The 19282-nt window shown below is 41.7% G+C and carries 17 protein-coding genes and 1 tRNA gene; 15 read left to right on the forward strand and 3 right to left on the reverse strand.

The features are described 5' to 3' along the window. From COV43_03235 to COV43_03250, 4 genes are all read left to right on the forward strand, one after another. Entirely contained in the window at positions 1 to 1563 is a 1563-nt protein-coding gene (locus COV43_03235; GenBank protein ID PIR26012.1) for a bifunctional ADP-dependent NAD(P)H-hydrate dehydratase/NAD(P)H-hydrate epimerase, read from the forward strand. Continuing rightward, a complete protein-coding gene (locus COV43_03240) occupies positions 1560 to 1985 on the forward strand; it encodes a tRNA (adenosine(37)-N6)-threonylcarbamoyltransferase complex ATPase subunit type 1 TsaE (GenBank protein ID PIR26013.1) in 426 nt (141 codons plus the stop codon). Before COV43_03235 ends, COV43_03240 begins: the two co-directional genes overlap by 4 nt. Beyond that, positions 1982 to 3202 carry an aspartate kinase gene (locus COV43_03245; GenBank protein PIR26014.1) on the forward strand — a complete coding sequence of 407 codons (1221 nt, stop codon included), beginning with the start codon at positions 1982 to 1984 and terminating at the stop codon, positions 3200 to 3202. The genes COV43_03240 and COV43_03245 overlap by 4 nt, the downstream gene beginning before the upstream one ends. A gap of 257 nt (positions 3203 to 3459) precedes the next feature. After that, positions 3460 to 8412, forward strand: a complete 4953-nt coding sequence (locus COV43_03250; GenBank protein PIR26015.1) for a hypothetical protein — start codon at positions 3460 to 3462, stop codon at positions 8410 to 8412. Between the two features lie 89 nt (positions 8413 to 8501). On the opposite strand, the gene COV43_03255 is transcribed toward COV43_03250, so the two are convergent. Further along, complete coding sequence (locus COV43_03255; GenBank protein ID PIR26016.1) at positions 8502 to 9230, reverse strand: protein-L-isoaspartate O-methyltransferase; 729 nt, start codon at positions 9228 to 9230, stop codon at positions 8502 to 8504. Between the two features lie 88 nt (positions 9231 to 9318). On the opposite strand from COV43_03255, the gene COV43_03260 reads away from it, so the two are divergent. Beyond that, entirely contained in the window at positions 9319 to 10149 is an 831-nt protein-coding gene (locus COV43_03260; GenBank protein ID PIR26017.1) for a hypothetical protein, read from the forward strand. Between the two features lie 2 nt (positions 10150 to 10151). Here the strand turns inward: COV43_03260 and COV43_03265 are convergent, their stop codons facing one another. Further along, positions 10152 to 11141, reverse strand: a complete 990-nt coding sequence (locus tag COV43_03265) for a two-component system response regulator (protein PIR26018.1) — start codon at positions 11139 to 11141, stop codon at positions 10152 to 10154. A gap of 124 nt (positions 11142 to 11265) precedes the next feature. Between COV43_03265 and COV43_03270 the strand changes: the two genes are divergently transcribed. From COV43_03270 to COV43_03285, 4 genes are all read left to right on the forward strand, one after another. After that, positions 11266 to 11342, forward strand: a tRNA-Met gene (locus COV43_03270). A 74-nt stretch (positions 11343 to 11416) separates the two neighbouring features. Further along, positions 11417 to 11743 carry a hypothetical protein gene (locus COV43_03275; GenBank protein ID PIR26019.1) on the forward strand — a complete coding sequence of 109 codons (327 nt, stop codon included), beginning with the start codon at positions 11417 to 11419 and terminating at the stop codon, positions 11741 to 11743. Continuing rightward, positions 11743 to 13017 (forward strand): ferrochelatase, encoded by a 1275-nt coding sequence (locus tag COV43_03280; protein PIR26020.1) that lies wholly within the window; start codon positions 11743 to 11745, stop codon positions 13015 to 13017. Before COV43_03275 ends, COV43_03280 begins: the two co-directional genes overlap by 1 nt. Positions 13018 to 13028: 11 nt before the next feature. Next, positions 13029 to 13898 (forward strand): hypothetical protein, encoded by an 870-nt coding sequence (locus COV43_03285; GenBank protein ID PIR26021.1) that lies wholly within the window; start codon positions 13029 to 13031, stop codon positions 13896 to 13898. On the opposite strand, the gene COV43_03290 is transcribed toward COV43_03285, so the two are convergent. Then, the gene (locus tag COV43_03290) at positions 13895 to 14269 is read right to left on the reverse strand and encodes a hypothetical protein (protein PIR26022.1); all 375 of its coding nucleotides are present in this window, start codon (positions 14267 to 14269) and stop codon (positions 13895 to 13897) included. The genes COV43_03285 and COV43_03290 overlap by 4 nt on opposite strands. A 65-nt stretch (positions 14270 to 14334) precedes the next feature. Between COV43_03290 and COV43_03295 the strand changes: the two genes are divergently transcribed. The 6 genes from COV43_03295 to COV43_03320 are packed head-to-tail and all read left to right on the forward strand — an operon-like array spanning position 14335 to position 19279. After that, positions 14335 to 14613: a hypothetical protein gene (locus tag COV43_03295; GenBank protein ID PIR26023.1), complete on the forward strand. Its 279-nt coding sequence runs from the start codon at positions 14335 to 14337 to the stop codon at positions 14611 to 14613. 12 nt (positions 14614 to 14625) lie between these two features. After that, complete coding sequence (locus COV43_03300) at positions 14626 to 15441, forward strand: thymidylate synthase (GenBank protein PIR26024.1); 816 nt, start codon at positions 14626 to 14628, stop codon at positions 15439 to 15441. Further along, positions 15438 to 15947 carry a hypothetical protein gene (locus tag COV43_03305; protein ID PIR26025.1) on the forward strand — a complete coding sequence of 170 codons (510 nt, stop codon included), beginning with the start codon at positions 15438 to 15440 and terminating at the stop codon, positions 15945 to 15947. Before COV43_03300 ends, COV43_03305 begins: the two co-directional genes overlap by 4 nt. Next, positions 15944 to 17179: a hypothetical protein gene (locus tag COV43_03310; GenBank protein ID PIR26026.1), complete on the forward strand. Its 1236-nt coding sequence runs from the start codon at positions 15944 to 15946 to the stop codon at positions 17177 to 17179. The genes COV43_03305 and COV43_03310 overlap by 4 nt, the downstream gene beginning before the upstream one ends. Before the next feature lie 23 nt (positions 17180 to 17202). Beyond that, a complete protein-coding gene (locus COV43_03315; protein ID PIR26027.1) occupies positions 17203 to 17754 on the forward strand; it encodes a hypothetical protein in 552 nt (183 codons plus the stop codon). Continuing rightward, positions 17735 to 19279: a hypothetical protein gene (locus COV43_03320; protein PIR26028.1), complete on the forward strand. Its 1545-nt coding sequence runs from the start codon at positions 17735 to 17737 to the stop codon at positions 19277 to 19279. Before COV43_03315 ends, COV43_03320 begins: the two co-directional genes overlap by 20 nt. The last annotated feature ends 3 nt before the right edge of the window (positions 19280 to 19282 follow it).

Raw genomic sequence — 19282 nt, forward strand, 5'->3', positions numbered from 1 at the left:
ATGAAAATCGTCTCATCTGATGCTATGAAAGCCTTAGATAAAGCGGTCATTGAATTGGACCACATACCTTCACTTGAACTCATGGAGCATGCAGGTGCCGCAGTTGCAGATGCTGCATGCGAACTATTTCCAAAAGAAAAGGGTTGTATTGGAGTGTTGTTGGGCCGTGGAAACAACGCTGGAGACGGGCTTGCCGCAGGACGACTTCTTTTAGACAAAGGATATGAAGTTTGTTTTTTTCACACATTTGCACTTGATCACTTTTCTGAAGATGCAAAAGCAAATTATAATCGCTTGCAAGAAAAAGCTCCTCGCTTCGTTTCAGCTACATCAATAGAAGAATGCGAAAAGGAAAAACAAACACTTCAATCATGCCAAGGTTTTATAGATGCTCTTTTTGGTACCGGCCTTAAAACCGCGGTCAGTGGACACTTCACCCGTCTTATCGAATACATCAACGAACTTTCTTATCCTGTTATTTCCATCGATGTTCCATCGGGGCTTAGTGCAGATACTGGTGAAGCCCTAGGAAGCACCATTTATGCTGCTCGCACGGTAACGCTTGGACTTCCCAAAGTTGGACTTTTCTGTGGCGATGGCCCTGCATGCGTGGGGAAGTTAACTGTTGCCGATATTGGAATTCCAAAAGCACGTGAGGCTTCAGTTTCAGGTGAATACGAGCTTATTACGCCAGAGTCGTTTCAAGAACTTTTACGTCCACGAAAATCTGATGCACACAAAGGCAACTTTGGACATTTTCTTGTTATCGCTGGTCATAAAGGCATGCTTGGTGCCGGCTATCTTACCAGCAGAGCAGCTTTGCACATTGGTGCTGGGCTTGTAAGTTTTGCCCTTCCCAAAAAAGCATATGAAAAATTTGATGCACGATATCCAGAGCTCATCTGTCATCCGGTTCCCGATGGCGATACAGGCTGCTTTCATCCTGTTGGTCTCAAAGGTGTGCTTGATTTCATGAGCGGAAAAAATTCTATCGCCGTTGGGCCAGGTATTGGAGTGGCAGCAACAACCAAAGATTTTGTACGAGAAGCGTTGCCCATTATCGATCTTCCCCTCGTGCTTGATGCCGACGGATTAAATTGTCTGGGAAACAATCACCTCGAAATTTTGAAACAGCGAAAAGCGCCAACTATTATTACGCCTCATCCAGGTGAAATGGCGCGCCTTACAGGAAAAAGTATTCAAGATATTCAAGAGCACCGCATTGAAATTACAAAGAACTTTTCAATGACGTACAATGTGTACGTTGTCCTTAAAGGAGCTTCAACCGTTATTGCAACTCCACAAGGAAAAATTTATATCAATCCAACCGGAAATCCAGGTATGGCAACAGCTGGCACGGGCGACGTGCTTACGGGTGTTATCGCAGGTTTGCTTGCACAAGGCTACAAACCAGAGCTAGCCTGCATTGCCGGAGTTTACTTACATGGTTTAGCTGGTGATATTGCTGCCAAAGATGAGGGCGAAATTTCAATGGTGGCCTCAGATGTGATAAACCGGCTTTCAGATGCAATTCGGCAAGCTTCTCACGGAATTTCTGCATGATTTTACATTCGCTTCAAGAAACCCAAAAAATGGCGAAAGAACTTGCATCACACCTCAAAAAAGGAGATGTGCTTGCTTTGTCTGGAGAGTTAGGAGCCGGGAAAACCACGTTTATCGCGGCTTTGGCAAGAGCGCTTGGAGTTTCCGAAACAACATATGTTTCTTCTCCAACCTTTACCATCATGAATGTCTATGAAGGTAGGGTGCCTTTGTACCATTTTGATTTTTACCGTTTAGAACATGAAGATGAAGTAAAAGAATTGGGCATGGAAGAATATCTTTACGGAAATGGCATTTGTTTTATTGAGTGGGCAGAAAAATTTCCAAGTGTTTTGCCGAAAAATATTTATCGATTACACTTCAAAGTTCTTTCAGAAAGTGAAAGAGATCTCAACATTGAGACTCCTTTGGTTAACGCATGACTTTTATTGTTCAAAAATTTGGTGGAACTTCAGTAGGTGATATCAAGCGCATTCAAGCTGTTGCGGACAAAATTATTGAAGAGAGAAAACGGGGAAACGCTGTTCTTGCCGTAGTTTCCGCTATGGCTGGCGAAACAAATCGATTGCTCAAACTTGCAAGCGAAATGAGTGAAGCTCCGCAACCTTTGCATCAAGATGTTTTGGTTTCAACTGGTGAGCAAGTGACCGTTGCCCTTTTGTGCATGGCACTTGAAAACAAAGGCTACACGGCTGAACCTTTTCTTGGCCATCAGGCGGGCATTGTCACTGACGAACATCACGGCAAAGCACGCATTCGCAGAATTGACACCGATCGCATTCGGCACATTCTAAAAAAAGAGGGCATTCCAGTAGTGGCGGGATTTCAAGGAGTAACCGAAGCGGGCGCCATTACCACCATCGGTCGTGGTGGTTCAGATACTACAGCCGTGGCACTTGCAGCGGCACTCAATGCAGACCGATGCGATATTTACACCGATGTAAAAGGTGTCTACACGGCAGATCCCCGTATATGTGCAAATGCGCGCTTACTTAAAACAGTAAGTTATGAAGAAATGCTAGAACTTGCCGATGCTGGAGCAAAAGTATTGCACAGTCGTTCGGTAGAAATTGCTGCAAAACATAAAGTGAAGCTCAGAGTTCTCTCCAGTTTTGAAGATGGCGCGGGAACGGAAATTGTAACGGAGGATCAGCTGATGGAAGACATACTGGTTTCAGGTGTGACGCTTAATATAGATGAAGCAAAAATTGCCATTCGGCAAGTTCCGGACAAACCTGGCATCACCGCACAAATTTTCAAGCCTCTTTCCGATGCAGGCATAAACGTAGACATGATTGTCCAAAACGTTTCGAAAGAAGGCCTCACCGATCTTACCTTCACCGTTCCAAAACAAGACTTGAAGCAATCGATGCTCATCGCAGAAGCAGTGGCAGCCGATACTGGAGCGGGTAAGGTTGAAATGGCCAGTGACATTGCAAAAATTTCTGTAGTGGGTGTGGGGATGAGAACACATGCTGGTGTTGCGTACAAAATGTTTCGCACACTTGCTGATGAAGGAATTAGTGTTCATATGATCTCAACTTCAGAAATTAAAGTGTCTATTGTGATCGATGCAAAATGTGCCGAACTTGTAGTGCGCGCACTTCATTCAGCCTTCGAACTTGATCAGAAAAAGTAATTTTTCTCAGCATCGGTAAAAATAAGTTTTTATTCTTCTTAGCTCTTGCAAAAAGCATGTCTTTTCATTATCTTCCGCGCGTGGGGAGAAAAAACGTCAAAATTTTGATGGGATAGTACTTTTTGAGAAGGTGCTGTCCCATTTTTTAATGTCATGGCAAAAAAAATCTATAAAAATTAAAGACATAGATAGCAACCTTTCCTGTATCGGTGGCATTTAACTTGCAAACTTATTGATTGAGTGGGGCTGGAGAACATATGAGAAAAAAAACGTACTTTCATTTCCTACCGCTGTTTCTAGCAGTGTTCGCTTACATTTTTTTAGCTGCACCATTATTACATGCTCAGGAAGACCAAAGACCACCACAAGAGAATCCTCCCTTGCCTGGGAACGGCATAGGCCAAGATCCTGCAGCTGCAGGACGAATGTACACAGACCCCATTCCAGTGCTTGCAGAACCTGGTCAGCGAGATCCACACAAAGATAAACTAAGAACTGATGCAACGCACCTGCGGTTTTTTGATCATCCACTTCCTCCAGCAGGAAGTGATTTTTTCCGTACACACTCAGTACACATTGATGGTGAAGAACTCTTTGTGCAGGACCTCTTTGCTACACCAGGGCTTCCTGGCGGTCTTGCTTTAGATCATTTGAATATGCTTGCTGTTGTTGGAGATAGAGTGCTTGAACCGTTACATGGATTTTGCCAGTCAGAAACGAAATTGGGAGCTGATGTCTTTAGTATTTATTGCCAGGCAACACAAGAAAACCAAGCAAAGCGAGCAATTCAAATAGCAGATATTTATGACACGGAAGACAATAGAGTGTTTGAAAACTTGTCAGGGCAAAGTCCGCTTATTGCAAACATTATTGCCAGTTCTGATTATACGCTTTCTCCTTACAATAAATCACTCTATCCAAGAGCTATTGGTCTCCCTGCTGCTGAATGGCCGCTCTTGAAAGAAATTCAACGCATTGAGCCTGAGGCCGTTAATGATTTCCTCCCCATTCGCTATGGAGACGCCATTACCTATGGCATTGCTGACATTGGTTATGGAAGGGGCTTAGTTACAGCTGCGTATGATCCCATTGCAGTTAGGCTTAAAGCTGCTCAGAGCATAGAACATGGAAATCAAGATGCTGAAGAAGAAATACTTGATAACATAAGCGCAGGCTTTTTTTCACCGCTTGTTTTTTATCGTAGCAATGTTGATGCGCTGATTGGCAGACTTCAGCTTGCAGGATACAAAGCACTAGATCTTGTTGGAGCAGGTTTCTTTAATGAGAATGGACCAGGAAACGTTCTTAATCTTCTAACAGATTTTAGCTTTAATCCTATTAGTGTCGAGCGCATGATTTACTATCAAGCAGATAGCCTTGCTCAAATTGAAAGACAGCCGTGGAATAAAAACTTTGGTCACTTTGATGGTTTTGCTGTGGTGAATCAAGCTCCGGTTTTTGATTTAGATGAAATCTTTACCGACAAAGTTGGAAATCCAGTTGTGAATGGAAGGAATCATACTTCTGTCTTTGAATATATTGGTCTACGCTCGCAACAAGGTGACTTCGCAAAACTTACTCAAGCAATTTTTCCAAATCGTCTTGTATCGTATGTAAATTTTTGGGGCCGCTTTGGTGAACCTTGGGCACTTTCTCCCACCATTCAAGATAATAATCCAAATTCTGTTTTCACTCCTTTTGCATCAGTCATCATACCCGCTGAGGTCTATTCGGCTGCACCTGGCGTAGAAAGAGTGGATGGAGTAGATCGCCAAGTGCTCTTTGTAGCTTCTTCACGTCCAGTCCTTAATAGAGACCAAGCAAAATCTTTTTATGTATATAAGGCAGATCCTTTTCTTTTCGAGAACAGATTACATACAATAAGTGATGTAAGGGAACCGAATTTATCAGCAACAAATTGGTTCTTGCCAGAGAAATATGATATTCGAGGTATTCCGAATGGCTTTGTTCCTTATTCTCTTTCTGCTGCTGATATTGATGGAGATTTTTGCCTTGATATCGCCATGACTTTAAGGGGAGAAGGCTATGAATCGCTTACTCCACTTGAAGAATTTGAAAACTTACCTGATCAGCATGTTTATTTCAGAGCTTCCGAAGAAAACAATGCCATGTTTTCAAATAGTGTTTTGTTCTATAAGAGTGAAAGAGTTCAAGGAAAATGTAGTCTTCAAAGAGATCCACAGAGAATATTTTCGCTCAATGTTAATTCTCAAATTGCCCGTGCTGTTTTGGCACAGGTTGATGATAATGGACCATTTGATTTACTCGTACTGGATCTTATTCCCCACATAATTTTAGAAGGGAATGATGCAGGAAAAATGGCTGCTTATGGTTTTCTCTTTAAAGACATCAATCAAAATCCAATTCTGAATCGTTTTCAAGATGCCAAGCCAATTCGTTTTGGTTTTGTAACGGCCGATGCTGGTTTATTACCTGCGAATACCCAAGATGCAGGAGGACGATACCTTCAAGAAGCTGCTGCATCAGAAATTTCGCGAAAATTGATTGGTCCAAGCGAAGCAAGCATAGATGAAAACTACAATCTAGCGGCTATCAATGGTTTACCGCTCATGCTTCCACGTTTTGAGTGCCCAACGTTAGAAAATTATGATGTAGCAAGCCCTGCTGAAATATATATTTCAAGTTTTGCAAATTATGTTGCAGAAGACGCAAGAGACAGATTCAGAGCAGCACCATTTAAAATTAATGGTATTGTTATCCCACGGCGATGTCGTACCGACATTTGTAAGTTCACTCTCCAAAATGGCCAAGTAGTGGAGGCTCCTTTTTGGGCAAATGATCTCTGCTGCGATCCATGCAATCCAGCTTTTGTGCAATGTAAAGGTGATATTGCAGTGGTGAATAGCATTATAGGGCCTACCGAAGCATACTGCGCTAATCGAGGAGCATCATTAGACAGTGAGTTTTTATCGGATGAACTTTATGCTGTCGCAAAAACAAAATACAGGCCAGATTCCATTGTTGAAACTTCGCATGCTTCTGCGATAGCGGATATAAGAGACTTACAGCGTGCTCAGTTTTCTGCTCCAAATACTTCAAGCCAAAAGAACCTTGATACAAGTAATACGCTCATTCAAGAGCAGAATAATCTTCCAAGTTCAGATCAAGTTCAATTGAACATAAAGCAAAACACCTTGCCTCAAAATATCCAAGTCTCTGGAAATCTCAATCAAAACGAACTCAACGCTGCTTCGGAAGATATTCCCCTCAACAATATTACTGGAACAACGATACAAGATTCAACTTTACCAGTTCAACAAAACACAGGTGCAAATCAGCAAAATATTCAATTAAATTCCGATTCAATTTCTTCCGGTGGAAGTCAGCAAGTTATGGATGTTGCGCCAAATCCAGCACCCGCATTGAATATTCAGAAACAAAGTCCACTTTCTTCAGCAGAATCAATTCCATTAGATCAAATGAATATAAGAGTTGCTGTTCCAGAAGTGAAATGTTCAGATCTGTCATCGCAACAAATGTGTGAATTTCAAAGAGCTTTAAATGAACTTACACTTCAAAGATTAGAGGCTTTGCAAGAACTTGGTGCTGATGCGATGGCCGAAGGGCTTCGCATTCTTTCTACTCCGAAGCCTGCGGGAGCAGAAGAAAATAATGTAATTCAAATTTTCATACCTGCTTTCTTTCCACTGATTCTGCGTAATCCCATTAATGAGTTACCGCACTTTGAAGGTGGCATTGGAAACGGTGGAAATGCAGAACTTGCTCCTCATCCTGTACAGAGGTTATCGCGTGCGCAAATCCCTCCAGGACCACGTCATATGACGGTAGTTTTGAATCAAGCACTTGCTTCCTCTGATATTCCCCTTCCGCCGGGAGGAAGACCAGAAGATGTGCCGGTTGATGTGCAAGATCCGTTGTGCGGTAACTCTCGTATTGATGAAGATGAAACCTGCGACATCGGAAGCAACACCTGTGATGCCTTCGAAATTTGCGACATCAACGACTGCCAATGTAAAAACAGCTGCGGTCTTTTGCAAGTGCATGAGTGTGGTTTTAACAAACCTGCTTGCGGCGATGGTATGATCTGTAGCTTAGCGGATAGCTGTAAGTGTGTGCCTGCTGGCGGAGGTGTGGTTCCGGAAGATCCGGTTGTGAATGTTACACCACCACCTATTGGAAAATGCTATGTAGATGTTCGCGGTTTCTCAAGCGAAGATGCCAGCAAACGCTTTGCGCTTGTGAATGAAAAATACCGGGAAGTTTCCGGATGGCCAGATGACAAATTTGCTGAGCACGAATATTCCGTTGCGCAAATTACCTGCTGCGTTGCAGGTGGTGCGGCGCCAAATCTAAGTACAGCGCAGTTTTCCCTTGCCTATCCCGATAGAGCTGTCCTTCCAAATGTAAGTGGAAATTTGCTGAAGTATTCTGTAGTTCAGTTGAATGGAACAAAGTTAAGAAAATTTACTGAACGTCCAAATGGTTTTGATTTAGTGCAAGAACCCGTAACGCTCTTGCCTATTTCAGAAGAGGGAAATTTAGATGTAAACCTTTTGCCAAGCATTGCGGTAAATGGAGTAGAGTTTGCAACTCAAGGCGTTCCGCTTAGTTCCGTTGTTCCTGATCTTACGGTGAGAGAAGAGAATAATATAACTGTTATTAACGATGTCTTCCAACACCAAGTGTTTGGAGTGGCTCCGGGCGGAAGAGTTTTGGGAACGCAGTTCGATTTCTCTGCAGTTCCGCAAGTTGATGCAAACCAAAATGTAAATCAACTTGGCTATGCGTGCCACCAAATGATAAAACGTATCGAACCGTATCCAAAACGTTGGAGAACAGATGGCGCCATTCCTGAATCAAGCAATATTGAAAATCAGGAACGTAATCTTGATAAGGTGATGGAAGAAATTAGCAAGCGAAGAACTGCACGAGAGCAAGCAGGCGAAAACCTTACAGCAGAAGACTTAGCGGGCTTGCCATGGGTTGATAAGTTTGTGTTAAAACTTGATACCGATAGCACTACCAATTCTGCCAAGGCGGTGGTGCTTCCGGGCTTGCCTAGTAATGTAGGCCAAGGTGGTAGCGGATGTGCCAGATCATGCGCACTTTCCGACAGCAAGCCAGACTGGTCAGCCATTGCCTTTGCAACGATACTTTTCTGGAGCATGCTCGGGGCCCTTAGGGTGGGACGAAAAAGATATAAATAGTAGCGAAGAAGTACAAAACTAAAAAGGGCTGACTTTAAAAGGTCAGCCTTTTTTTAGTTTCAGATAACTTAGTGTGATCACAAGATCTTTTATTTTTTTCTAATTTCACCTTCCATGGGAACAAATTCAGCGGGGGCGATGCGTTGCTTCAGCACAAGTTTTCCATTTTGCTTTTCATAGAGAAGAAGTTCTTGAAACTTTTTATCACTGCCAAGCGGAAGAACAACTCTTCCACCTTCACGAAGCTGCTCGGGAAGTGCAGGTGGCACTTCATCTGGAGAGCAAGTGAGAATTATAGCATCGAAGGGCGCATGCTCTTGCCAGCCTATAAAACCATCACCACTTTTTACCGTTACATTTTTGTAATGAAGTTCAGCCACTCTCTTGCGCGCACTTTCGGCAAGAGGATTTAAAATTTCTATTGTGTACACTTCGTCTGCAATTTTACTCATCAAGCTTGCCAGATATCCAGAGCCGGTACCAACTTCCAAAACCTTATCTCCAGGTTTAAGGGCGAGGGCTTTTAAGATAAGGGCATCTTCATAGGGCCTATCCAAAGTTTGATTTTCCCCAATGGGAACTTCAAGGTCTTCGTATGCATCTTTTTTATATTCGGGAAGAACAAAATGCTCGCGAGGTACTTCGTTGAAGGCTTTAACGATCGACTCATCCGTTATTCCCCGCCAGATAACATGTTTTTTTATCATTTCCTCACGTTTTGCTTGATAGTTTTCATGATGTCCATTGCTGCAGGCCACGAAAGTTGTGCAAATGAAAAAGAGAAGGAGGGAAAGATGTTGGAGTTTTGAAGTAAGCATGCGTGGACTATAGTCCTTTTAACAGCATTCTTCAAGCTGAAGAGTATTTGACGAAAAGAAAAAAGTACTATAGCAATTTCAGTACGTTATGAAGAAGAAAATCCTCAAATACCTTTCTCTCACTTTTTTTTCTGTGCTCGTCATTGCTTGCGCCAAGGATGTCATCACCGGAAAAAACACCATCAATTACTACAAGCTTTCGCAAGAGCCAGCTTTAGGGAAAGAAGTGCTGACAGGGCAAGTGAAGGCATTTCAAAAAGATAACGTTGCAGTTGATAGTCCAAAAAATAAAGCAGAGCTTGAGACAATCAAACATATTGTAAGAAATATCAGCCGTGTTTCGCATATCCCATCTTTTCCCTATGAAGTTCATGTGGCGGACGCGCCTGTTGTAAATGCGTGGTGTGCTCCAGGTGGAAAAATTATGGTGTATGAAGGATTGTGGGACAAAGAGAAGGGATTGGTAGAAAAAGGAAATAAAGACGAACTTGCTGCAGTTCTGGCGCACGAAATTTCACATGCAACGGCAAGGCATGTTACGGAATCAATAAGCCGTAACATGACTATCTATGCAGCGGGAAGCCTGGCGCAAAGTGCTATTGGCGTTGGTTCTGCCGAGGGCGCTGATTTATTTGGAAGGATTTTTTCAGAAGGATTTAATGTTTTTGTTCCAAGTTATTCACGGAAAAATGAAAGTGAAGCAGATAAATTGGGACTCTTTTATATGGCGAAGGCAGGCTATGACCCTAGAGCTGCAGTAAGATTGTGGGAAAGAGCGGCAAAGAAAAACAAAGACCAAACCAGTATTTATGCTTCGCATCCTGCAAGTGGAGAAAGAGCTGCCGCCTTAAAAAGCTATCTCCCAGAAGCAATGAAATTGTATGAAAAGAAAATAAAAGAATTTGGAAAACCTGAGTAAATTTAATCTTCATCCACAACAGAAAATTCACCCCTATTCTTTTTAAGAAAAGAAATAAAACTTTCCATGAGCTTTGGATCCCAAAGGCCATTTTTTGTTTCATTTTCCAAAAGCTCCAAGGTTTCCTCGGTTGAAAAAGGTTTTTTGTATGGGCGTTTGGTGGTGAGAGCATCGTAGGCATCAATAATTTGAAATACTCTGGCAAGGTGGGGGATATCTTCACCTTTAAGTCCATCGGGATAACCAGATCCATTCCACTTTTCGTGGTGATGGCGTATGACGGGCAAGACATCGGCGAAAATAGCAAGCGGTTTACAAATCTCTTCGCCAATAACGGGATGACGTTTCATAACGTTCCACTCTTCGGGAGAGAGTTTTCCCGGTTTAAGCAATATTTCATCTGGAACTCCAATTTTACCGACATCGTGAAGAATGCTTGCTCTGGCGAGAGTGAGAATATCAGCTTGCTTAAGGCCAAGTTCTTGCGCAAATGACGTTACCATCCGAGCTAGCCGATCACAATGGTCGCCAGTATTTCCATCTTTTGCTTCAACCGCTCTGGCAAAACTCATCACGATAGATTCAGCATGTACCAGCTCATCGTTGAGGCGCTTCACTTTGCTGAGAGCAGTGACTCGTGCAATAAGTTCAAGTCGGTCAATCGGTTTCGAGAGAAAATCGTCACAACCAGCTTCGATGCCAGTGATTTTATCTTCTTTTTCTTGTAGCGCTGTAATAAGGACGATGGGGATGAGCCTTGTTTTTTTATCGGATTTGAGAAGCCGGCATACCTCAAATCCGTTCATCTCTGGCATCATGACATCCAATAAAATAACATCGGGTTGCAGCTCTGGAACCCGCTTCAGCGCTTCCTTTGGGCTGGTGAGGCCTTCAACTTCAAAGCCTTTTGGACTCAAGGTTTTGTTGATAACCAAAAGATTTGTGGAGTCGTCATCTACCACTAACACTTTATATTTTTTTTCATTTTCCATGTTGGATTCCGCCAGTTTTAAAGCGCTTAGCCTAATTGAAACGAAGGGTTAGGTCGAGTAATTTTCTCCAAAAACGGAGCTTGACCTTTCTCTTTGTTTCATCTAGAAGCTGCCACTCAAATGACGCGGGGTAGAGCAGCCCGGTAGCTCGTCAGGCTCATAACCTGAAGGTCGTCGGTTCAAATCCGGCCCCCGCAACAAACGCCCATCATTCTTTTTTAAGGATGATGGGTTTTTTTCTGGCAAAAATCCATTTCCATAGTATGTGAATTCGCATGAAAAAAAGAAAACCAAATACAAGTGCAACAGCAACTGAAAATTCAATTGGCCCTAGCCACAATATGGCTACAGCTCAGTATGTGCGCGGCATTGAGGGTGAAATTAAACCTTGGGGAAAACGGCGTGGGAACAGCATTTCCTCAAAGGGCACACATCGTTATGCCGGAGATGGAAGTGAAAAGGGGCAAGATCAACTCGATGTGTTTGCAGCCCATGCTCTCACCGGCCTCCTGGCGCATTATGGTACCAAAAAATCTCCTCAAGACCTCATTCAACATGCCTATGAAATTGCTGAACTGATGCTAGATTATGGAGACAGCTAATGCCTGATACCTCTCCATTTCCCCCACATACTGGTATTCTTCTGCTTAACTTAGGTACGCCGGATTCACCCACACCATCTGCTGTAGGGCGTTACCTTAAAGAATTTTTAATGGACAAGTATGTTTTGGATAATGCTTTTTTTTATCGTCTTTTTCTCGTTTATTGCCTCATTGTTCCAAAGCGAAAAAAAACTTCAGCCGAAGCATATGCGAAAATTTGGAATGAAAGAGGTTCGCCACTTCTCAGTTATTCGCAAGATTTGGCTGAAAAAGTAGCGTCACTTCTTCCAGAAATTCCAGTTTCCCTCGCAATGCGTTATGGAAGACCTTCTTTAGAAGATGGGATACAAGAACTCGTTCAAGCAGGGGTGAAGCATGTTGTTCTCTTTCCTCTCTACCCTCAGTATGCGGAATCATCTACAAGAACCTCAGTTGAAAAATGTGAATCTATCATCAAGAAGCAATTTCCACATCTCCAGCTTAGTTCGCTTCCCGCATTTTATGATTCAAAATATTATATCGATGCAGTTACAGAAGTAAGCAAACCTTCCTTTTCCGAACAGTATGATCGTGTTCTTTTCAGTTACCATGGGCTTCCAGAACGACAACTCACAAAATTGGATGCGACGAAAAAATATTGCTTAAAAGATTCAAGTTGTTGCGAAAGTATAAATGAAAAAAATAGAAACTGCTACAGAGCGCACTGTTACTCACTTACCCGGTCGCTCGTAAAAACGCTGGGAATTCCTGAGGGGAAGTATAGTGTTGCGTTTCAATCACGTTTGGGAAAAACGCCGTGGATAAAACCGTACACAGATAAAGTGATTCTTCAATTGGCAGCAGAAAAAAAGAAACGAGTTCTTGTGATGTGTCCATCGTTTGTTGCAGATTGTTTAGAAACGCTTGAAGAAATTGCAATGGCAGGAAAAGAAAACTTTGAAGCTCATGGTGGAGGAGAATTGGTTTTAGTTCCGTCGCTTAATGCAGAAGATGTTTGGGCAAAAGCTGTAGTTTCAATTGTTTCAGAAAAGATCAAAAAAAATACAGAATCATTTCAAGAAGGTGAGTGTGTAAAGTTTTCACTCCCTCAAGAAATAAGTGCTGAAGAAAAAAATGAGCTTGAAGGAAAAATTGGTATTATAGACGGCTATCACACCATAAATAATGTTGTTCATTACTCGGTTCTTGTGGATCATTTTCCACAGGAAAAAAAGGGAACCTATTTTTTGCTGCCAGAACATTATTTACAAAAACATACTGAAACAAAACATTAAGGAATATGCTTATGAAAAAAAGTTTTCTCTTTATCGTCTTTCTTTTTCTTTTTTCTTCATCATCACTGTTTGCAAAAACAAAAATTGGTGTGGGAGAGGTGAGCGCGCATGGTTTGGCAGCAGAAAAAATTCCAGTTATTAAGAGTCTCATCAGATCTGAAATCAATCGACACGAGAATGCCGAATTAGTTGAATCAAACGCCGATTGGAAAATTGAAACTGAAATTACAAAACTTGATTACTCTTATATTCTCATCATGAATGCCGTAGAAAAACGAAAAGTTTTACGCACTCGCAAAGCAAAACTTGAATACTTCGACGAAATTGATGTCGCCATCGCAAGGCTTGTTCCTGCGCTTATCGACAATAAAAAAGTGGAAGAGACTGCACAAAGAGGAGTTGTTTTCGAGAGCGAGCAAAAAGAGCCAACACGCATCAAATCAATTGCAGGTTGGGAAGTAATGCTTGGCGCAGGTTGGGGTTTTACCTCTGCACTGAGGTCGCACAGAACCATGTTTGCACTTTCCACTGGCTATGCTTGGGATATTAGAGATTTCTTGATTGGCCTGCGATTTGATACACTGATTGGTTACAATTCAAGCGAAATGGGAACAACATCAGTTACACTTGGAAGCCAGTACATTTTCAACAATAATGGAAGAACCTCATTTTATGCCGGTCCAGATCTTGGATTTGTCTATCTTCGCGATACAGCATCTGCTGACAAAAGTGGTTTTGGAATTGGCGGTTCGGTAGGGATGTTGCTGTTCAGACAAACCGATATCAATGTAGATGTTCGTTTTAGAACGCTCGTGGTTGCAGATAAATTTAATGGAAAAGTTCCGGTAATTGGAACTTTTTTAGTCGGATTGCATTTTTAGTCTGCAGCAAGAGTAATGATGACGTTTTTGCGGCATGCAGTGCAAAGTTCCTCAATTGGAAAACGTAAAGGGCCTTTAGAAATAAGAAGTTTCTCGTTGCAATGAGGACATTTTCCTTTTCCAGAAATAATCATTCCTTGTTGGCGAGAAAAGTAAAAAAAGAGAGCTGGGCCCAAGACAAGAAAAGTAGGAACAAGCACGAAATGTAGACCAGGCAAGAAAATGCTCACGATAGCTAAAATCCAGCAACTCACCCAAGAAAGAATACTTTTTTTCATTTGCTCAGCTTTAGACCAATAGGAGAGCTCAACACTACCCGTTTGAGTTGCTTTATTTTCATAACTGAGGACAATTTTTTTGTTTGAAATCATACATTACTCTTACTTTCTTGGGACACATCAAGCGCGAGGTTTGGATAAAAAGCAAACAGGATAAAATGTCAATGAACAGCTCACAATATTATGATCAGATTATTGACCTCCACGGCAAAACCGTAGATGATGCGCTTCAGGAACTTGATGCCCTCATTTGCAGGTCTCCTGCAAAACGAATAAAAATTATTCATGGGCACGGAACTGGTAGACTGAAAAAAGCTGTTCGTGATTTTGTAAGCTCGCACGAACTTGTTTCGCAAATACAGCTGGGCGAAGATCTCATGACATCAGGAAGCAGCGGAACACTTATTATTGAAGTTTATTTTTTTCCTTATACTTGAGAGAGGTGAGAAGTGAAGGCTTATCTCGAACTTTTAGATCATCTTTTAAAACATGGCGAGAAGCGTGAAGACCGTACGGGTACTGGTACGTTGAGCATTTTTGGATACCAGTCGTGCTATGATTTGCGTGAAGGCTTTCCGCTTGTGACCACAAAAAAATGCCATCTTCGTTCCATTATTCACGAGCTGCTGTGGTTTTTAAAAGGTGAGACAAACACAAGATATCTGCATGCAAATAAAGTAAGTATCTGGGACGAATGGGCAGATGCAGATGGCAACTTAGGCCCTGTTTATGGGCATCAGTGGAGACATTGGGGAGTAAGTCCTGAGGAAGTTGCTGAGGGAAAAACGGGAATTGATCAAATTTCTGCTCTTGTAAAAAGCCTCAAGGAAAATCCACATTCCAGACGCCATATTGTAAATGCTTGGAATGTTGCCGATCTTGACAAAATGGCATTGCCGCCTTGTCACGCGCTTTTTCAGTTTTACGTTCACAACGACAACAGGCTTTCGTGCCAGCTCTATCAACGAAGTGCCGATTCCTTTTTGGGTGTTCCCTTCAATATTGCAAGTTACGCTTTGCTTACCCTGATGCTGGCGCAGGTGTGTGACTTGAAGCCTGGAAATTTTGTTCACAGTTTTGGTGATCTTCATCTTTATTTAAATCATCTTGAACAGGCGAAGTTACAACTTTCAAGAGAACCAAGACCTTTGCCAAAAATGAAATTAAATCCGGAAGTAAAATCAATTTTTGATTTCACCTACGAAGATTTTATTTTGGAAGATTATAATCCTCATCCTCCTATTAAGGCACCGATTTCAATATGAAACTTTCACTTATTGTAGCCATGAGCAAAGATGGTGTTATTGGAAAAGAGGGTGCACTACCTTGGCATCTTCCCGAAGACCTTCAGCATTTCAAAAAAATAACGATGGGTTCTCCCATTATCATGGGCAGAAAAACATTTGAATCTATTGGGAAAGCTTTGCCTGGGCGGGAAAATATTGTCATTACTCGAAATGCGGGCTTTGCCAAAAAAGGTGTCCGCACATTTTCTTCTTTGGAAACTGCACTTCTGTTTCTTGAAGAGTATCTCTCAGATGATGATACAGCCTTCGTTATTGGAGGAGCCGAAATATTTAAAGAAGCACTTCCCAAGATTGAAAAAGCTTATGTTACTCTCATTGAAGAAAAAATTTCAGGCGATGTTTATTTTCCCATAACTCACTTTCAAAAAGATTTTACACTTCTTCAAAAAAGTGAAGTCCATTTTTCTCCGAAAGAAAAACTTCATTACACTTTCGAAGAATACATCCAAGCGAAGAAAAAATGAAAATTAAAAAAAATCATCCCATTGTTTCAGGCTTTATCATGGCCTTTGCTGCAAGTTTTTTGCTGTGTGGTTATGAATTCATACGAAGCGCTTCCAATACACTGTTCAAGGCAAGTTACGGTTCGCAAGGTTTGCCCACCATCATGGCCATTGTTCCTTTTGCGCTCATTCTTACGTTGTATGTTTATGGCCGCATGATTTCCTTTTTTGGTCCGCGCAAAACTCTTTTCTTCACTTCATTGCTTTCGGGCATTTCCATTTTTGCTTCCTACCTCATGATTGTGAAAGGCATTAAGATTGGAAGTGCCATCGCTTATGTTGTGAGAGAAGTGTACATCATTCTCATCATTGAGCAGTATTGGTCATTCATCAATAGCCGTTTCAACAATGAACAAGGCAAACTCTATAACGGACCCATCACCGGCATATCCTCACTGGGAGCCATCGTGGGAGGTTTGCTTGTTGGCGTGCTAGCACAAAAATTGGGAACGGCATCCATGCTGCTGTTTGCGGCTTTGTCCACACTTCCAGCGGCGCTTCTTTCTGAACTTAGCTTCAGCACTTACCCGCACGATATGAAACCTGCTGTATATGAAGAGCACAAAAGAGGGCATCTTGGACTTGGTGAATTCAAACGGAATCATATGCTCATTTTTTTGTTGGGCATTATTTTGCTTACGCAAGTGCTTTCTGCCGTTCTCAGTCTCAAGTTTCAAGGTATTTTGCAGGTGGACATTCCAGATGCTGATACGCAAACAGCATACTCTGGAAACTTTTTTGCTTTGCTTAATACGCTTGCGATGGGGTTGCAGTTTATTGGCGCGCCGTTACTTTTAAAATATTTTGCACCACGCACCGTTCACCTTTTTATTCCACTGATACACATTGCAAGTTGTGCATTTCTCTTTCGCTCTCCAAGCCTTGCTACAGCAGGGTTTGCGTATATGGCGTTCAAAGTGTTCGATTATTCCATTTTTAGAGCAGCAAAAGAACTTTTGTATATTCCACTCAATTTTGATGCTAGATATCGTGCCAAAGAAGTGATTGATGTCTTTGGATACAGAACTGGAAAAGGTGGTTCATCCTTTTTGATTATGATGTTCCAACGCTTTGGCATTTCATTTGAAAATTGGTATTCGCTTGTTGGTATTTTTGCTTCCATTCTATGGTTTGTTCTCGCATTTCCAACCATAAAGCTGTATGAAAAGTACAATAAAAAACATGAGGACTAGTGCAAGGTTGAGAGAGATTTAAAATGAAAACACAAAAGCTTTTTCCAGGATTTCTGATTGCAATGCCTCATCTTCAAGATGAAATGTTTGCGCAAAGTGTTATTTTGCTTCTTCAACATGATGAGCAGGGAAGTATGGGCCTTCTTCTCAACAAACCACTTGGTCAGTGTGTTGGAAATTTAGTATCTGAAGTTCAGGGGGCAACGAGAAAAGATGATGAAGTTTATCTTGGGGGGCCGGTGGAACCCAGCAAAGGTTTTATTCTTCATCCTGATACCTACAAAGATGAATCCACTTTTTTTACCGATGCAGGTCTTTCGGTAAGTACGAGTATTCGGGCATTAAAAGATCTAACGCTTCAAAGAAAAGTTCCCTTTCGTTTTTTTATTGGCCATGCTGCGTGGGCTCCATTACAGCTTGAACAAGAACTTGCAAATGGTTCGTGGATGACAGTGCCCATTGATGAGCAAATGATTTTTTCAACTCAATCCCAGGCTTTTTGGTATCAGCTTTTGCAAAAGATCAATCTTGATCCAAGCCGCATTGTGCAAGGAAATGCCGGTGAGTTACATTAAAGAAAAATTGCTCTCCTCTTTTCTTTTTCCGCTTTTTATTTTTTCCTTTTGCCTTTTTCTTTTTAGCTCTCATGCAATTGCTGGTTGTCACTTTCCTCAAAATACAAAGGAACTTTCAGCTGAAAGCTTGCTTCACAATGGAAATTGTTTTTTCAAACAAAATGATTTCGAATCAGCCAAAATGCTTTGGGACATTTCATTTCAAAAAGGATCAGCTGAGGCTGCCTACAAAATAGGACAAATGTATTTAAAGCATCACCTTGGTAATGAGCAAGAAAATGCATGCACCTGGTTTGACCGTGCTGCAAAGCAAGAATTTACAAAAGCAGAAGCAAATCTTGGTTTATGTTATCTTCTTGGTGCTCCCCATTTTGAAAAGGACAGCAAAAAAGCATTCCACTTTTTTCAGCGCGCATCAGAAAAAGGCGACGTAGAAGCGATGTACCATCTTGGGCTTGCCTATCATCACGGAGAAGGTGTTCAGCGTGATGAAGAAAAAGCTGCTGAAGCCTATTTAAACGCATCAAAGCTTGGAGACGCTGATGCCATGAATAATTTAGCTTCTTTATATTTCCAAGGTAAAGGTGTTGCACTTGATGAGAAGCAAGCTGAACGCTGGTGGAAAAAGGCAGCTAAAAAAGGAAATGTTTTGGCTGAACTTCAATTGGGAAATCTTTTTTCAAAAAGAAAAGGAAAAGAAAAAAAAGCATTTAAGCATTATGAAAAAGCAGCGCAAAAAGGAAATGCAGAAGCGCAGTATGAGTTGGGAATGATGTTTCAAAAGGGCGAAGTTGTTAAAAAAAGCGATGAAAAATCCTACCACTGGTTTTTGGAAGCAGCAAAATTAGATAATGCAAAAGCGCAATATGAACTTGCGCTCTATTATTTTCAGGGCATTGGAACGAGGCCAGAGAGAAGCATTGGAAATGAGTGGCTTTTAAGGTCTGGTAACTTGGGATATGATAAAGCTCAACATGATATCGGAGTTCTTCTCTATACCGGTACCGGAGTAAAACAAGATCAACGGGCTGCGCTGAACTGGTTTGCTCTTGCTGTGGGTAAAGGAAATGTAGAAGCGATGTATAAAATGGGCTTGGTATATCTTCATGGCGAAAAAGAAGTTCAAGACAAAGAAAAAGCTTCTGTGATGTTTCGCAAAGCTGCTGCAGAGGATCATTTGGAAGCAACGTTCTATGTGGGTTCTTTACTAGCACAAGAAAAAAAATATAAAGAAGCCTATCCTTGGTTGTTAAAAGCTGCGGAGCGTCATCTGGTTACAGCACAGTACAATCTTGGAGTTTTTTACAGCGAAGGCTTGGGAGTGGAAAAAGATTTTTCAAAAGCGTATGCCTGGTATGAAAAGGCTGCTTCACAAAATGATCACGAATCCTTATTTATCTTGGGTCAATATTATGAACGGGGCATTTCCATTGACAAAGACATTGTAAAAGCAAAAGCGTATTACAAAAAAGCTGCTGTATTCGGAAGTGAAAAGGCAAAGTCTGCACTTTTAACCATGGAGTAGAGG

This window comes from Deltaproteobacteria bacterium CG11_big_fil_rev_8_21_14_0_20_42_23, assembly GCA_002796345.1.
Classification (GTDB): Bacteria; UBA10199; UBA10199; order 2-02-FULL-44-16; family 2-02-FULL-44-16; genus 1-14-0-20-42-23.

Excerpts from the sequence above, each read along its gene's own strand:
- COV43_03235 (PIR26012.1), top strand. The coding sequence starts at position 1 with ATGAAAATCGTCTCATCTGATGCTATGAAAGCCTTAGATAAAGCGGTC.
- COV43_03240 (PIR26013.1), top strand. The coding sequence starts at position 1,560 with ATGATTTTACATTCGCTTCAAGAAACCCAAAAAATGGCGAAAGAACTT.
- COV43_03245 (PIR26014.1), top strand. The coding sequence starts at position 1,982 with ATGACTTTTATTGTTCAAAAATTTGGTGGAACTTCAGTAGGTGATATC.
- COV43_03250 (PIR26015.1), top strand. The coding sequence starts at position 3,460 with ATGAGAAAAAAAACGTACTTTCATTTCCTACCGCTGTTTCTAGCAGTG.
- COV43_03255 (PIR26016.1), bottom strand. The coding sequence starts at position 9,230 with ATGCTTACTTCAAAACTCCAACATCTTTCCCTCCTTCTCTTTTTCATT.
- COV43_03260 (PIR26017.1), top strand. The coding sequence starts at position 9,319 with ATGAAGAAGAAAATCCTCAAATACCTTTCTCTCACTTTTTTTTCTGTG.
- COV43_03265 (PIR26018.1), bottom strand. The coding sequence starts at position 11,141 with ATGGAAAATGAAAAAAAATATAAAGTGTTAGTGGTAGATGACGACTCC.
- COV43_03275 (PIR26019.1), top strand. The coding sequence starts at position 11,417 with ATGAAAAAAAGAAAACCAAATACAAGTGCAACAGCAACTGAAAATTCA.
- COV43_03280 (PIR26020.1), top strand. The coding sequence starts at position 11,743 with ATGCCTGATACCTCTCCATTTCCCCCACATACTGGTATTCTTCTGCTT.
- COV43_03285 (PIR26021.1), top strand. The coding sequence starts at position 13,029 with ATGAAAAAAAGTTTTCTCTTTATCGTCTTTCTTTTTCTTTTTTCTTCA.
- COV43_03290 (PIR26022.1), bottom strand. The coding sequence starts at position 14,269 with ATGATTTCAAACAAAAAAATTGTCCTCAGTTATGAAAATAAAGCAACT.
- COV43_03295 (PIR26023.1), top strand. The coding sequence starts at position 14,335 with ATGTCAATGAACAGCTCACAATATTATGATCAGATTATTGACCTCCAC.
- COV43_03305 (PIR26025.1), top strand. The coding sequence starts at position 15,438 with ATGAAACTTTCACTTATTGTAGCCATGAGCAAAGATGGTGTTATTGGA.
- COV43_03310 (PIR26026.1), top strand. The coding sequence starts at position 15,944 with ATGAAAATTAAAAAAAATCATCCCATTGTTTCAGGCTTTATCATGGCC.
- COV43_03315 (PIR26027.1), top strand. The coding sequence starts at position 17,203 with ATGAAAACACAAAAGCTTTTTCCAGGATTTCTGATTGCAATGCCTCAT.
- COV43_03320 (PIR26028.1), top strand. The coding sequence starts at position 17,735 with ATGCCGGTGAGTTACATTAAAGAAAAATTGCTCTCCTCTTTTCTTTTT.